This window comes from Pseudomonas sp. GNP012, assembly GCF_054343835.1.
Genome location: NZ_JBTGUU010000001.1, coordinates 2,015,473 through 2,030,932, shown reverse-complemented (window position 1 = coordinate 2,030,932; position 15,460 = coordinate 2,015,473). Strand labels below are relative to the sequence as shown.

Here is a 15,460-nt window from a genome sequence, read left to right as displayed (position 1 = left end):
AGCCGGCATTAGCGAATTGCAAAAAAGATTTTTTGATGGCAGAAAAAACTAAGGGCCTGCATGAGGTATCTCACGCAAGCCCTTGATATTCATGGTGCCAGAAGCCGGAATAGAACCGGCACGCCCTTACGAGCCCACGCTCGCATTATTGCCCAATGACCACTCTGATCGAAACGCATTTGGTTGTTTTCGTCAGCGTTAAAGAGGCGTCGAATGCCTGACCAACGGTAACGTCACCACAAACTCGCTTCCCTTGCTATCACCCTCGCTCATGACGTTCACGGTGCCGCCGTGGGCTTCGACCAATTCACGTACCACCGTCAGACCAATGCCCAGACCAGCGCCATTGAAGCCGGTGGCATGAACGTCCTGCACAAACGGCTCGAAGATAAACGGCAGTGCCTGGGCGGAAATGCCGATTCCGTTATCAAAGATGCTTATCTTAAGTACATCGACCTCCGTCGACACCGAAAGCGTCACAGTGCCGCCTTCTGGTGTGTATTTGGCGGCGTTGCCCAGTAGATTGCCCAGAATCTGCGCGAGACGCACCGGGTCGCCGTCTACCGCCAGCGCACACTCGGGCAACCGCACAGTGAAGTGCAGATCGTGAGCGATCATCACGGGACTGCTCGCGGCAATGGCTTCTTGGATAATCTGCATGATGTCTACCGTACGGCAATCCAGGCGCAGCTTGCCGGTGCTGGCGCGAGAAACGTCGAGCAAATCCTCCACCAGCCGCGACATGTGCAGTACCTGGCCTTCGATCAACGCCTGCATTCGCGGCAGTTCTTCACTGGGTGCCCGCGCCAACCGTCCGGCGATCATCCTGATTGGCGTCAGCGGGTTGCGCAGCTCGTGCGCTACCATGGCGAGAGTGTGTCGTTGTTGTTCCAGTGAGTGTTCGGCCGAAGCTTGCAAATGTTGCGCGCTGAGGGCGGCGATCACCAATTGTTCATTGGCTTCGCGCATCTCCAGGTACAGCTGTTGTTCTTCTTGCGTACATTGGGGTTTTTCCGCCTCTGATTGCGCCAGCAGGATCGCCAGTACCAATTGCTGATTGGCCTCGATCAGCGTCTCGATTTGCTGGCTATCGACGAGTTGGGTATTGGCGTCGCTCAACTCTTTTTGCAATGCCGCCAACACCGCTCGCGCCTGGACGGTTTTCTGACCGAGCAGGAACAGTTCCTGAGCGGCATTGGCCACCGCTTGTTCGTTCTTGCCACCGGCCTTACTCATGACCTTGACTCACGCATTGTTGTCTCCGGGACGCTGCCGGGTTGGCCGCCCCCCGAGCAAACCTTCCTGATCCGGCAACATTTCGCCGATTTGCAGGCCGTTATCGTCAATGTGGTAAAGGCGCAACTCATCGGAGTGCGCGCTGGCCCGCACCTTGACCACGGCCATGATGCGCAACAGGCGACTCTGCACTTCAATATAGCGCTGAACGATGATCGCGTCGGTGAGAAACGCGGTGCCGTAGGGACTGAATCGCAGATCGGTGTAGCGGTCTTCCAGCTCCGAGGTCATCAATACACTGACCCCAGCGCTGGTCAGCGCAGTAACCATGCGTGACAGCGACTCGCGAAAATCTTCGCGGAAGGTCGGCGCCAGCGCCAATTCAAACCCCGACAGCGAATCGATTACCACGCGAGTGGCTTTCAGTCGGGCGATCTCGGCTAATAGCAACTGGACGATTTCGTCGATGGATAGATCCGGCGCGCGGCTGTCCACCAGACCGACTTGGCCATTCTGGATCAGGCTGGACAGAGTGGCGTTTTGTGAATGATTGGGGCGCTGCTCGAACACCGCAATCACGCCGGTTTCACCATTGCGTGCGCCTTCAGCGAGGAAGGTCGCCGCCAGAATACTTTTACCCGAGCCCGAGGGCCCGGCCACCAGCAATGAATAGCCGCGTGGCAGGCCACCACCGAGCATGTCATCGAGCCGTGGCACGCCCATTTTCAGGCGTTTGATGGGGAGCTCCAGCGGAGCCTCAGCCGAATTGATTGCCGTTGGAGCAAAAACCTTGATTCCCGACGTAGCAATACGGAACGTGTGCAACCCTGGCAGCGTGGGCTGGCCGCGCATCTTCATGATTTCCATTTTGCGGACCATGGAGTTGCGCTGAACGCTCTGACGCAACCAGATCAGACCGTCGGCCACGGTAAAAATCGGGTTGGTGTCGGTTTCGGTGAAATATTCGCCAATCAGAAAGGTCGTCGCTTGCCAGCTGGTCATCAACATGCCCAACTGCTGGATAAACTGCGGGAGGTTGTTGTTCGGGTTGTGCCGGGTCTGGCTCGCCAGAACCACCGAGCGGAATGAGTCGACGAACACGAGTGACGGTGCGTGGGTTTCGACTTCGCTGACGATGCGCCGCAGTACCTGATCCAGATCTCCGGCCAGAGTGTCGTCGACCAGGTTGATATAGCGAATCGACTGGTTGATCGCATCACTGTCAAAAAAATCGAACTGCTGCTGATAGCGCAGCATCTTCAGCGGCGGCTCGCCGAGCACCGTAAAAAACAGCGCCGGGCGCTTGGGTGTTGCCAGGGCAAACATCATCTGGTGAGCAAGGGTGGTCTTGCCGCAGCCTGGCGGGCCGGCGATCAGGTTGAACGAAAACTCCGGCAGACCTCCGCCCAGCACCTCGTCCAGTCCTGGCACTCCGGTGGCCAAGCGGTTGATAGTCACTTTGGTGCTCATGGCGAATTTTCCTGCGAAGGGGTGTCGCTCAAAGAAGGTTCCCACACGCCACGAAGCAAACGTGCGGTGAGCGAGGGCCCAATGAGTGTGCTCAGTAGCTCATAGAAGGTGGTCAGCAACGTCTCACCGAAAAACAGCGCATCGGCTTCGCTTTGCTGAACGAGTATGGATGTGAGGACTGTCAGATCCATGGCAGCCTGCACACTGTCATAGGTGCCGGCCAAACGCGGATGAGTGGAGATGCACAGATGGAGGCTGCGACGATAAAGTGCAACAACCCCTTGCTGGCCGATGATGGGGGCGAGGGCTGCGTCCATATCCTGCATGATTGAAACAATCGCTTGGGCGATCTGTGCAATGTCGGCGTTAGGGCCAACGCGGTGCGCCAGAGAAGCTACGATCTGGCGGCTCTCTTCGCTTAGCGTGGACATGGCTAACTGATATCCGATGGACAGATATTGATAGTACACCCTAAACCGCGCCAGGAAGATTCATTTGGACGCTGCACTTCACCTACGGTCGTGTCAGATGGGCGCGACAGTATCCAGTTTAACGGGTCAATCTGTAGTCTTGGGCGACGTAGCGAGTGTTCAGAGCTCGCGCTGCTTATCGGGCTTAGGTTAGCAACTTACCCATCAGGGTGCAGAACAGCGCCCCCCAGCGACACGCCACTTGACTCATAACCAGTACTCCCAAAGTCGCGCCATCTGCTCCTTGGATCTCACACCGAACGAGCGGTTTTGCCACTTTTCCAGCTTGATTTCGTTCGACTTGGCAAGATCAGCCAGGAATGCCGCCTGCATTTTTTTCCCAAACCCGGTGCCCAGCACAACAACGTTGACTTCATCGTTGTGCAGGAAGCTACGCCAGTCGAGGTTGGTGGAGCCAACACTCGACCACACGCCATCGATTACGGCTGTCTTGACGTGGAGTAGCGCGTCGTTGCGTTCGTAAAGCTTGACGTTGGCTTTCAGCAGCTCGCTGTAGTAGGCGCGTCCAGCATGGAACACCAGCCACGAATCGGTGCTGCTGGGCAGTACCAGTTTGACGTCGACTCCACGTGCTGCAGCCTCCTTGAGTGCCTCCAGCAACTGCGGGTCGGGAACAAAGTAGGCGTTAGTCAGCCATATCTCGGACTGCGCGCTACGCAGCGCCGAAATCAGCGTGGCATAGATCAAGCTGAACGGCTCGTTTGGCGAGCTTCCGATGGCCCGCACCACCTCGGTGCCTTTGCGCTCAGGTGGCGGAAAGTAGTGGCGAGCCGCGAGTGGTTCGCCTTTCTGGGTAGTCCAGGTTTCGATGAACAGCTTCTGGAGTTCCGCAACCACTGGCCCTTCGATGCGCAAGTCGGTATCGCGCCAGGGCAAATCACCATTTGGGCGAGTCTTCGAATGAGAGCTGAACGAGCCCCCCGAATAGACGCTGCTGATGTTGATCCCGCCGAGAAAGGCAATACGGCCATCCACTATCAGCAGCTTTCGGTGGTCGCGCTGGTTCACGTCCCAGCCCGCTTTGGCCGTCATCGGATTGACTGGGTTGTACTCCAGCACCTTGACGCCCGCTTCGGTCAATCGAGAGAAAAACGCTGATGGTGTTCCAAGGGTTCCGACGCTGTCATGGATCAGATTGACCTGCACGCCTTTCTGTTGGCGATCGATCAGTGCGGCGGCGAAGCGCTGGCCGACTTCATCATCATCAAGGATGTAGGTCTCCATGTTGATGTGGTCGCGCGCTGCTTCCACGGCTTTGATCATCGACTGGTAGGTGGTGGGGCCGTCCTGCAGCAAGTCGACCTTGTTTCCTTCCGTTAGCGGGCTGCCGACGATGGACTCTTCGATTGCGAGGTGCACGTCGAAGATGTCGGTCTCTGCGCTGGTGGACTTGAGTCGCTCGAGAATGGCCTTGCTGCGCTCGGCTGACAGAGGTCCGTGTATCCCGTCAAGCTGCACTGGCACGGAGGGTGCACGAGCCATATCGGGCACTATCCTCGGCAACGTACTGCAGGAAACCACAAGTGCCAGGAGCACAGCCACGCACAGAGCCAGAGGAATATATGCCCCCTTACATGTGGCTAGAAGATTCATCAGGCTCCCTCTTTGTGAGGACGGTGATAGCGAGTCGCGACGCCATCACTTGTTTTGACTACTGCGTAAGGGCCGGGTTCGTCGTCAGAGAGTGCTTTTGGCCGATTGTTGCCCTTCGGGAACACGATTGCTGCGCGTCACGACAGGAAGAAATCAGCCTGCTTCGTGGAAAAAAAGGGCCAACCTCGACTGGCCCACGGGGAATGAACGAAGATCAGAGGAAGAAGTCACCGGCCGCCAGGCTGGTGATGCCAGTCAGCTGGATGGCGAACTCCGCCGTGACATCTACGTCGGTATTACCGTACAGGACGCCGGAAACCAGTTTGAGCTGGCCGGCGGCCGTGAAGTTGGCGGTCGAAGCGAGCAGGGTGCCGCTGAAGGCATCGTTGGCCGCCGTGGCCAAATTGGCATCCAGGGTGGACAGATCGATCTTGTCCTGCCCCCGGACGAAGCCTGAGAGAACATCCCAGGTGGCACTCGTTACTCCCATCTCGGACAGGGCGTTGAAGTCAAAGATGTCGTTACCGTTGCCACCGACCAAAGTGTCCTTGCCGGCTCCACCGATCAGGCGGTCGTTGCCCTCTCCCCCGAGAGACTGTCGTTACCCGATCCGCCATCCAGCACGTTAGCGGCGCTGTTGCCCACCAGGGTGTTATTGAGGCCGTTACCCGTCCCGTTGATTGCCGCAGTGCCGGATAAGGTGAGCGCTTCCTGATAGTTTCCAAGCGTGCGGGAAACCGAGGCGATGACCGTGTCGACACCGCCCGAGTCGGAGGACTCATAGGTGACATCCGACACGTTGTCCACGTAATACGTGTCATTGCCCAGTCCGCCAGACAGCGTGTCAGCCCCGAGTCCGCCATTCAGGACGTTGGCGGCGCTGTTGCCAACCAGGGTGTTATTGAGGTCGTTACCCGTCGCGTTGATTGCCGCAGTACCGGTTAAGGTGAGCTTTTCCTGGTAGTTGCCAAGGGTGCGGGAAACCGAAGAGATGATCGTGTCGACACCGCCATTGACCGCGTCGGCAGATTCACTGATCACATCCAGCACGTTGTCCACGTAATAGGTGTCGTTTCCCAGCCCGCCAGACAGCGTGTCAGCCCCGAGTCCGCCATCCAGGACGTTGGCGGCGCTGTTGCCAACCAGGGTGTTATTGAGGTCGTTACCCGTCGCGTTGATTGCCGCAGTACCGGTTAAGTTGAGCCTTTCCTGGTAGTTGCCAAGCGTGCGGGAAACCAAAGAGTTCACCGTGTCGACACCGCCATTGACCGAGTCGGCGGATTCATTGATCACATCCAGCACGTTGTCTACGTAATAGGTGTCGTTGCCCAGTCCGCCGGTCAGCGTGTCCGCCCCGAGTCCGCCATTCAGGACGTTGACGGCGCTGTTGCCAACCAGGGTGTTATTGAGGTCGTTACCCGTCGCGTTGATTGCCGCAGTACCGGATAAGGTGAGCTTTTCCTGGTAGTTGCCAAGCGTGCGGGAAACCGAAGAGATGATCGTGTCGACACCGCCATTGACCGCGTCGGCGGATTCATTGATCACATCCAGCACGTTGTCTACGTAATAGGTGTCGTTGCCCAGTCCGCCGGTCAGCGTGTCCGCCCCGAGTCCGCCATTCAGGACGTTGGCGGCGCTGTTGCCAACCAGGGTGTTATTGAGGTCGTTACCCGTCGCGTTGATTGCGGCAGTACCGGTTAAGTTGAGCCTTTCCTGGTAGTTGCCAAGCGTGCGGGAAACCAAAGAGTTCACCGTGTCGAAACCGCCATTGACCGAGTCGGAAGACTCATTGATCACATCTGACACGTTGTCCACGTAATAGGTGTCGTTGCCCAGTCCGCCGGCCAGCGTGTCAGCCCCGAGTCCGCCGTCCAGGATGTTGGCAGCGGCGTTGCCGGCGAGGCTGTCGGCGTAATTTGAACCGACAAGATTCTCAATGCCGCTCAAGGTGTCGCTGCCGGAAGTGCCCGTGCCCTGAACACCCGTGAGGTCCAGGTTGACCGTCACGCCGCTGGTGCCCGAAGTCCCGAGCCGATAGGAAACGGTGTCCATTCCCGCGCCACCTGCCAGGACATTGTTGCCAATGCCGGCATACAGGACGTTGTTGAGCGCATTCCCGGTCAGGTTAGCGGCCAGCGCACTCATGATTTGAGCGTTTTCGACATTTTCCTCCAGCGTGTAGTTGGCCAGATAGCTATTGACGGTATCAGTGCCGTTGTTGGAATACTCCATTACGCGGTCGCCGTCGTTGTCCACGATGTAAATGTCGTCGCCGGCATCGCCAGACATCGTATCGGTCCCAGTGCCGCCATTCAGCAGATCGTTGCCCTGGCCACCATATAGCGTGTCGTTGTTGCCCTCGCCATAGAGCTGGTCATTGCCGTCATCGCCAGACAAAGAGTCATTGTCCCCGCCGCCGTACAGCAAGTCCTTGCCCTTGTCGCCATACAACGAATCATTGCCGATGTCGCCGCGCAGGGTATTGATCGCATCTGCCGCATCGGCAATGCCGTCCCCGACCCAGTTTTCGCTGTAGCCTGCATGCAGGGTGTCGGAACCATTTCCGCCGTCCAGCGTGTCCGACCCGCTGCCTCCCCAGAGTTCGTCATCGCCCTCGCCACCGGTTAGACGGTCGTTGCCGCTTCCCCCCAGGACGGTATCGTTGCCGGCCTGCCCGTTCAGAGTGTCGTTGCCTTGATTGCCACTCAGATAATCGTTGCCGGCGCCGCTATTGAGTTGGTCGTCACCCCGGGCGCCGAGCAGCATGTCCGCCAATGGCGAGGATGCCAGGGTCGCGTCAGTATCGGCGGCGCCCGTGCCGAGCCTGGCCAGGATCGTCCCGGCGCTGAAGCTGGCGGGATTGAGGGCGACGTTACCGGTGAAGAGGATCTTCAGGTCTTGCGCATCGACTAGCGCATCCCGGTTGCGGTCCATGTACAACACCGTCTGGTTCGTCCCGGCATTGTAGGCAGTCCAGAACTCCAGGAATCGCGTGTCCGTCGGGTCCGCTCCGGCCAGGGCCGTGCTCTGCCCCACCGCCGCCGTAAAGCCCGCCGCGGCCGCTCCCCGCCATACCACCGGCAAATACCCTCCCAAGCCGTTGGTAATGCCGGTGTCGATGACGTCCCCTTGGGCGGCATTGAAATCGGTGATCAGGTCCGGGGTCGCCACCGGACTGTATAACCGGTTGCCACTTAACAGGTTGTAATCCTGGTTGAAGGTAAAATGGTCGGCCCCCAGCCCGCCGGTCATGACCGCCTTGTCGCGGCTCCCATAGCCCGCCGCCATCAGCGAGTCATCACCCTCTCCGCCCAGCAGGGTGTCGGTAAAGGCTCCCACGACACCGCCCGAAAGGCCGGCAAACAGGATGTCATTGCCCGCCCCGCCCGTCAGTGAGTCGCTGCCCGCGCCACCGTCCAGCCTGTCGGCACCATCCCCGCCGTCCAGGGTGTCGCTGCCATCGTTCCCATAAAGTTGATCGTTGTCCGCATCCCCGTTGAGCCGGTCGTTGCCCGCCCCACCGGAAAGGTAGTCGTCGCCCGCCCCACCATTGAGGACGTTCAACGTACCCGCGGCGTCCGAGGCATAGATTCCGGTCGAGTCCAGTTGGCCCTCGGCCATAAGATTATCCGCATCGTCGCCCCCGTTCAGGGTATCGGCCCCGGTACCGCCGTGTAGCATGTCTCGCCCTGCGCCGCCATACAGGACGTCGGCGCCGCTACCGCCATACAGCCAATCACTGCCCAACCCGCCGACCAGGCTGTCATTGCCCGCATCCCCGCTGACCGTATCGTCACCATCAAGCCCATCGAGGGTGTCGTTACCGCCGAGCCCAAAGGCCAGGTCGTTCCCGGAGGAAAGCACCGGCAGCGTGTTGGTGTCCGCGCCGGCGGTACCCACCTTCACCGTGAAGGTCCCGGCGCTGAAGCTGGCGGGGTTGAGGGCGACGTTACCGGTGAAGAGGATCTTCAGGTCTTGCGCATCGACTAGCGCATCCCGGTTGCGGTCCATGAACAACACCGTCTGGTTCGCCCCGGCATCGTAGACCGTCCAGAACTCCAGAAATCGCGTGTCCGTCGGGTCCGCTCCGGCCAGGGCCGTGCTCTGCCCCACTGCCGCCGTGAAGCCCGCCGCGGCCGTTCCACGCCACACCACCGGCACGTACCCCGACAGGCCGTTGGCAATGCCGGTGTCGATGATGTCCCCTTGGGCGGCATTGAAATCAGTGATCAGGTCCGGGGTCGCCGCTGGACTGGCGCTCATCAGGCCATAGTCCTGGTTGAACATAAAATGGTCAGCCCCCAGCCCGCCGGTCATGACCGCCTTGTCGCGGTTCCCATAGCCCGTCGCCATCAGCGAGTCATCACCCTCTCCGCCCAGCAGGGTATCGGTAAAGGCTCCCGCGCCCCCCGACGAATAGCCGGCACGCAGGATGTCATTGCCCGCCCCGCCCATCAGCGAGTCGCTGCCCGCGCCACCGTCCAGCGTGTCGGCGCCCTCCCCGCCGTCCAGGGTGTCGCTGCCATCGCTCCCATAAAGTTGATCGTCGTCCGCATCCCCGTTGAGCCGGTCATTGCCCGCCCCACCGGAAAGGGCGTCGTTGCCCGCCCCACCATTGAGGACGTTCAGCGTCCCCGCCGCGTCCGTGGCATAGATCTGGGTTGAGTCCATTGCGCCATCGGCGATGAGATAATCTGCATCGTCGCCTCCGTTCAGGGTGTCGGCGCCGCTACCGCCATATAACCAATCCCGCCCCGCACCGCCATACAGGACGTCGGCGCCGCTACCGCCATACAGCCAATCACTGCCCAACCCGCCGACCAGGCTGTCATTTCCCGCGTCGCCGCTGACCGTATCGTCACCCTCAAGCCCATCGAGGGTGTCATTACCGCCGAGCCCAAAGGCCAGGTCGTTGCCGGAGGAAAGCGCCGGCATCGTGTTGGTGTCCGCGCCGGCGGTACCCACCTTCACCGTGAAGGTCCCGGCGCTGAAGCTGGCGGGGTTGAGGGCGACGTTGCCGGTGAAGAGGATCTTCAGGTCTTGCGCATCGACCACCGCATCCCGGTTGCGGTCCATGTACAACACCGTCTGGTTCGTCCCGGCATTGTAGGCAGTCCAGAACTCCAGGAATCGCGTGTCCGCCGGGTCAGCTCCGGCCAGGGCCGTGCTCTGCCCCACTGCCGCCGTGAAGCCCGCCGCGGCCGTTCCACGCCACACCACCGGCACGTACCCCGACAGGCCGTTGGCAATGCCGGTGTCGATGATGTCCCCTTGGGCGGCATTGAAATCGGTGATCAGGTCCGGGGTCGCCGCTGGACTGGCGCTCATCAGGCCATAGTCCTGGTTGAACATAAAATGGTCAGCCCCCAGCCCGCCGGTCATGACCGCCTTGTCGCGGTTCCCATAGCCCGTCGCCATCAGCGAGTCATCACCCTCTCCGCCCAGCAGGGTATCGGTAAAGGCTCCCGCGCCCCCCGACGAATAGCCGGCACGCAGGATGTCATTGCCCGCCCCGCCCATCAGCGAGTCGCTGCCCGCGCCACCGTCCAGCGTGTCGGCGCCCTCCCCGCCGTCCAGGGTGTCGCTGCCATCGCTCCCATAAAGTTGATCGTCGTCCGCATCCCCGTTGAGCCGGTCATTGCCCGCCCCACCGGAAAGGGCGTCGTTGCCCGCCCCACCATTGAGGACGTTCAGCGTCCCCGCCGCGTCCGTGGCATAGATCTGGGTTGAGTCCATTGCGCCATCGGCGATGAGATAATCTGCATCGTCGCCTCCGTTCAGGGTGTCGGCGCCGCTACCGCCATATAACCAATCGTACCCCGCACCGCCATACAGGACGTCGGCGCCGCTACCGCCATACAGATTATCCGTGCCCAACCCGCCGACCAGGCTGTCATTGCCCGCGTCGCCGCTGACGGTATCGTCACCCTCAAGCCCATCGAGGGTGTCGTTACCGCCGAGCCCAAAGGCCAGGTCGTTCCCGGAGGAAAGCGCCGGCATCGTGTTGGTGTCCGCGCCAGCGGTACCCACCTTCACCGTGAAGGTCCCGGCGCTGAAGCTGGCGGGGTTGAGGGCGACGTTGCCGGTGAAGAGGATCTTCAGGTCGTCCGAATTGACTACCGCATCCCGGTTGCGGTCCATGTACAACACCGTCTGGTTCGCCCCGGCATTGTAGACAGTCCAGAACTCCAGGAATCGCGTGTCCGTCGGGTCCGCTCCGGCCAGGGCCGTGCTCTGCCCCACCGCCGCCGTGAAGCCCGCCGCGGCCGCTCCCCGCCACACCACCGGCACGTTCCCAGACAGGCCGTTGGTAATGCCGGTGTCGATGATGTCCCCTTGGGCGGCATTGAAATCGGTGATCAGGTCCGGGGTCGCCACCGGACTGTATGGCCGGTAGAGCAGGCCGCCATCATTGAACATGAAATGGTCGGCCCCTAGCCCGCCGGTCATGATCGCCTTGTCGCGACTCCCATAGCTCGCCACCAGAGAGTCATCGCCCTCTCCGCCCAGCAGGGTGTCGGTAAAGGCTCCCGCGCCCCCCAACGAATAGCCGGCACGCAGGATGTCATTGCCCGCCCCGCCCGTCAGCGAGTCGTTGCCCGCGCCACCGTCCAGCGTGTCGGCACCCTCGCCGCCGTCCAGGATGTCGCTGCCATCGTTCCCAAGAAGGTAATCGTTGTCCGCATCCCCGTTGAGCCGGTCGTTGCCCGCCCCACCGGAGAGGGAATCATTGCCCGCCCCACCATTGAGGACGTTCAGCGTACCCACCGCGTCCGCGGCATAGCTAGTAGGGGTGTCCTGACCTTCGGCATTCAGAAAGTCGGCGCCATCGCCGCCATTCAAGGTATCGGACCCGGCCCCCCCGTTCAGCGTGTCACTCCCCGCATCCCCGTTAAGAAGGTCGTTTCCGGTGCCACCGTAAAGCTGGTCGTTTCCCAAACCTCCACTCAAGGTGTCATTGCCGGCCAAGGCATAGGCCTGGTTGTCGGCGCCGTTGCCGATGTAAGAATCTGCTGCGGCCGTGCCGCGCCAAGCCACAAAATTGTCGGCGAAGTCGCTAAAGACGAGAGAGGTTTTTCCGGTTCCGGCATTGGAGAGATGAATCAGCAGGTCGGTCTCGCTGAACTGCCCGTCATCGTTGCCATCCACCCAGACTTCCAGGCGGCCGGCGGCGGCATTGTTTCGCCAATAGACATCGACAAATCCGTCGCCGGCGTTGACTGAGTCCTGCGTGCCGGAGTTTCCTCCCGTGTAATTGAAACTGAGTGAACTGCTGTTGAACACCAGGGCCTTGCCGTTGATGTTGTTGATACCCGGCAGATCGATGAGATCCCCTGTCGCGAAGTCACCAATCGTATCCACTGTGGTGGGAGATGAATCGGTTCGAGGCGAACCCAGGCCGAAAACGAACCGGTCATTGCCTGCCCCGCCAACCAGGGTGTCGGCATCCAGCCCTCCCGTCAGCGTATCCGCGCCCCCCCCGCCCACCAGACTATCGCTCCCGGCTCCCCCGAATAAGCTGTCCCCGGCGGCCCCGCCCATCAGGCTGTCCGCGCCCGCCCCCCCTTGGGCGTTCAGGCTGTAGGTAATCGTACTTGCGTCCAGATACAGCGCATCCGTTTGTCCCTGGGCTGTAGCATCGAATGTCACCTGGCCGTTTGCCGTCGAAAAAACAGCATTGTTGAGTTGCAGGCGAACGGTCCCACCCTGGCCAAAAACGAATTTTTCAACGCCGTTGACCGTGGTGCCTCCCAAGCTGACTATCGATGCGTAGTTGCCCCAAAGATGCAGTTCATCGGCCACGCCTGTGCCGCCATCGATTGAATCGGCGGCGGTCAGGCTGATTCCAGCAAGGATGAGGTCGTCCCCCGCACCCGCTGAGACCGAGTCATTCCCTCCAGCGCGCAAATCCAGTTGATCCGACTGCAACGTCCCGGTCAGGGAATCCGCTCCAGAGGTACCCTGTCTAAAAACCGAGTTATCAGAGAAAATGAAGTGCGTGCCATTGAGTGCGCCTGCCGACAAACCTGCCAAGCGAACGGTCTGCCCACCAAAGGTGACCAGTGTGTCCGCCCCGGATGCCGCCAACACCAAGCCTCGCGCTCCTCCTGTAAAGGAGAGAGAGTCGTTGTTGAGGTTAAACGACGAGAGCGTGGTATTCGCGACAGTTGAAAAAATGTAAACGGTCATGAGCAGGGCGGCTCCGAAGTGGCTGTTAGAGGACGACTAACATTATGAAAGAACGCCTGATTATATTTTTCATGGATGGTAGCAAATCGCCACAGAGCGCATAGACACTCAATCAGGAGTAACACGGGGTGATGGGTATTTTCCGATAGGCGGCCAGATAGTGGGCCAGATAGTGGGCCCACCACTGAATCATCAGTCGGCGTTCTTCCAGAATGTTTGGCCTTTTCGTTACCGAGGATGGCACACCAATGTCGGTGGCGATGTTGCGGGGAAGGTTTGACCTGGCCAGAGAAGCAGCCGGGGTTTCAAAATTCGAGTTCCAGATGCGCGATTTGCGCCAAAGCCGGTACGGACAAGGCGGAGTCAAGCGGCGATATTTTACAGGCCAGAGATCAACTTGGGCATACGACCGTCGTAATGACCGAGCAGTACATCCGCAATCGAAAGGGGAAAAAGGTCTCTCCAACAAAGTGAATTGCGGACCAGATCAATAATTGCGGACCAGAAACGAACAAGGGCTTGCCCAGCTTTCGCTCGCAAACCCTTGATATATATGGTGCCGAAGCCGGGGTCGAACATACCACATAAATACCGCTTAATTACTGAGTTTACCCGCTCTTGAGCTTCATTCGTATACCTAAACGTATACCTAAAACGGGAAGTACTCCCGCCTTCTCCGCCTCCAGCCGGTCACCCTGCGTGCCAGCGTCCTCCCACCGTTTCGCCGTCGCAGCCATGTGGCGCTTGTGATCATCAGCGCTCTACCCGTTTCAGGATGGTGGTTAGGAATACGAATTTTGAAGATACGGAAAAATAGTTTGGGCGCTGGGGGCGATAATGTGAAGGCGTAGACTTTTGACGCGGCACCTTCCGGCATTCCCTCATGTTCGCCCAAGACGGCGATTTTCCTAAGAAACTACGAATTAATGGTTGAAACGGACAGGGACCGGTCTTTGAGACGAAGCTTCCAGACTTTTGACCCTCCCCCTAGAGGGACTGTTGAGCAGCGCCAGGGCCTAGGTTACGTGGCCAGCCAACTCGTGCTGTACGTGATCCAGCGCGGGTCTCGAATTAACCGCATGGAGGGCACGGTATTCCATTCGATTTGTCGAGCGTAGCTGGCAGCGCTCTGAATCACCGCAGATTGAATCGACATACATCTGCTAGGTATTGCATTAGGGCAATAACTTTACAATGCTGTCGTCCAACAGCTATGACTGTACAGCTTGCCAGCAAAGCATTAGCTTGGCCTCGTACAAGGTCATCTCCCATGTTACTTTTCTCACTGAACACTATCGCTTTTCTCTTCGAAAACTGCAGGAAGAGCAACGTGCTTAGCGGATGGCAAGAGATGCTATCTGACATCCCTTGAGTTGTTACTCGACAGAAATGTTGCCTAGAAGGAGTTGGGCATATGGCGCTTGACCCGCAACTCACCGGCAACGCAGGCCTTTACTACACCTGCTATCACCTCTCTCTGCTGGGTTGGAATGTCATGCCCACTGCTCGGAATGCTCGTGGCGTAGACATCATTGCCTATAGCCAAGACGCTACACGCATGCTTGCCATTCAGGTCAAAGCATTAAGTAAGCGCAACCCCGTTCCGCTAGGCATGTCCCTTAAGAAAGTCATGGGTGACTTCTGGGTCATTGTGAACAAGGTTACCTCCCCAACCCCTTCCGCTTTCATACTCTTGCCTTCTGAAGTGAAGGAACTCGCCCACCGTGGCGAAAAGGACGGCCGTGTGTCGTTCTGGCTTCAGCCAACCAGCTATGACCACGAGAGTTTCAAAGAAAAGTGGGAGCGCATCGGTCATGGTATGTCGTCCGAGGCCCAACCTATCGTCCAAGAGAGTCCGACTTTGATCGGTCCCTTACCCCTCAAAAGTTGGGCGCCTTAAAAAACATGTGCAAACACACAGAGAACTCATCATTCCGCGAGAAGTTAGTTGAGCATCCCTTCGTCGGGGAGCTGCTCAAACTGTCCTGGTGCAGTGTTTTTTGCGATCTTGACGTCGCTAAGCTTGAAGTCGACAACTCAGGTTACGACCTTGTTGCAGAGGCCCGCAGGGTGGTGCGCCATGTTCAGTTGAAGGCGTCATTTGTTGATTCTAAAACCGCGCCGCAGAACATACACCTGAGCTTGGCAGGCAAGCCTTCGGAGTGCGTGGCCTGGAGATATTTCAATGAAGAAACCTTGGTGTTAGGCCCATTCCTCTATTTTGGCGGTAGGCCTGGAAACAGGCTCCCTACTGTTGAGGGGATGCAGGGCGCAAAACACGCTAGGGGCAACCAGTCTGGCCATAAGACGGAGCGGCCCAATATTCGAGTCATCAACAAGGTCGAGTTCAAAAGCTTCGAGTCAGTTGAGGGAATATATTCTGCCCTGTTCGGAGCGCCGATATCCAACTAGTAGTCCAAGGCCGGCGACCCTGACGCTCCGCAGCCTTAACCCAAACGTTAGCCACAACTCCGGCCTGC

At 59.2% G+C, this 15,460-nt stretch carries 7 protein-coding genes and 2 pseudogenes; 3 read left to right on the top strand and 6 right to left on the bottom strand.

What is annotated here, in order from left to right:
- Nucleotides 1-198 precede the first annotated feature (198 nt).
- From ACXX83_RS09060 to ACXX83_RS09035, 6 genes and pseudogenes are all read right to left on the bottom strand, one after another.
- Nucleotides 199-1,236, bottom strand: a complete 1,038-nt coding sequence (locus ACXX83_RS09060) for a sensor histidine kinase (protein WP_458548173.1) — start codon at nucleotides 1,234-1,236, stop codon at nucleotides 199-201.
- A 9-nt stretch (nucleotides 1,237-1,245) separates the two neighbouring features.
- Entirely contained in the window at nucleotides 1,246-2,706 is a 1,461-nt protein-coding gene (locus tag ACXX83_RS09055; protein ID WP_458548172.1) for an ATPase domain-containing protein, read from the bottom strand.
- Nucleotides 2,703-3,176, bottom strand: coding sequence for a hypothetical protein (locus ACXX83_RS09050; protein ID WP_458548171.1), 474 nt, complete (start codon nucleotides 3,174-3,176; stop codon nucleotides 2,703-2,705). The genes ACXX83_RS09055 and ACXX83_RS09050 overlap by 4 nt, the downstream gene beginning before the upstream one ends.
- 207 nt (nucleotides 3,177-3,383) lie before the next feature.
- On the bottom strand, nucleotides 3,384-4,679 hold the full coding sequence (cls, locus tag ACXX83_RS09045; protein WP_458548170.1) for a cardiolipin synthase: 1,296 nt from the start codon (nucleotides 4,677-4,679) through the stop codon (nucleotides 3,384-3,386).
- 325 nt (nucleotides 4,680-5,004) lie between these two features.
- Nucleotides 5,005-5,343 (bottom strand): annotated as a pseudogene (locus ACXX83_RS09040) (M10 family metallopeptidase C-terminal domain-containing protein); the annotation flags it as partial.
- An 11-nt stretch (nucleotides 5,344-5,354) separates the two neighbouring features.
- A complete protein-coding gene (locus ACXX83_RS09035) occupies nucleotides 5,355-12,980 on the bottom strand; it encodes a hypothetical protein (protein ID WP_458548169.1) in 7,626 nt (2,541 codons plus the stop codon).
- 218 nt (nucleotides 12,981-13,198) lie between these two features.
- Here ACXX83_RS09035 and ACXX83_RS09030 point away from each other — a divergent pair.
- The 3 genes and pseudogenes from ACXX83_RS09030 to ACXX83_RS09020 form a co-directional block, all read left to right on the top strand.
- A pseudogene (locus ACXX83_RS09030) lies at nucleotides 13,199-13,454 on the top strand (tyrosine-type recombinase/integrase); the annotation flags it as partial.
- Between the two features lie 940 nt (nucleotides 13,455-14,394).
- On the top strand, nucleotides 14,395-14,880 hold the full coding sequence (locus ACXX83_RS09025) for a hypothetical protein (protein ID WP_458548168.1): 486 nt from the start codon (nucleotides 14,395-14,397) through the stop codon (nucleotides 14,878-14,880).
- A 5-nt stretch (nucleotides 14,881-14,885) separates the two neighbouring features.
- Complete coding sequence (locus ACXX83_RS09020; RefSeq protein WP_458548167.1) at nucleotides 14,886-15,392, top strand: hypothetical protein; 507 nt, start codon at nucleotides 14,886-14,888, stop codon at nucleotides 15,390-15,392.
- The last annotated feature ends 68 nt before the right edge of the window (nucleotides 15,393-15,460 follow it).

Coding starts and splice junctions, on each gene's coding strand:
- ACXX83_RS09060 (WP_458548173.1), bottom strand. CDS start 1,236: ATGAGTAAGGCCGGTGGCAAGAACGAACAAGCGGTGGCCAATGCCGCT.
- ACXX83_RS09055 (WP_458548172.1), bottom strand. CDS start 2,706: ATGAGCACCAAAGTGACTATCAACCGCTTGGCCACCGGAGTGCCAGGA.
- cls (WP_458548170.1), bottom strand. CDS start 4,679: ATGGCTCGTGCACCCTCCGTGCCAGTGCAGCTTGACGGGATACACGGA.
- ACXX83_RS09035 (WP_458548169.1), bottom strand. CDS start 12,980: ATGACCGTTTACATTTTTTCAACTGTCGCGAATACCACGCTCTCGTCG.
- ACXX83_RS09025 (WP_458548168.1), top strand. CDS start 14,395: ATGGCGCTTGACCCGCAACTCACCGGCAACGCAGGCCTTTACTACACC.
- ACXX83_RS09020 (WP_458548167.1), top strand. CDS start 14,886: ATGTGCAAACACACAGAGAACTCATCATTCCGCGAGAAGTTAGTTGAG.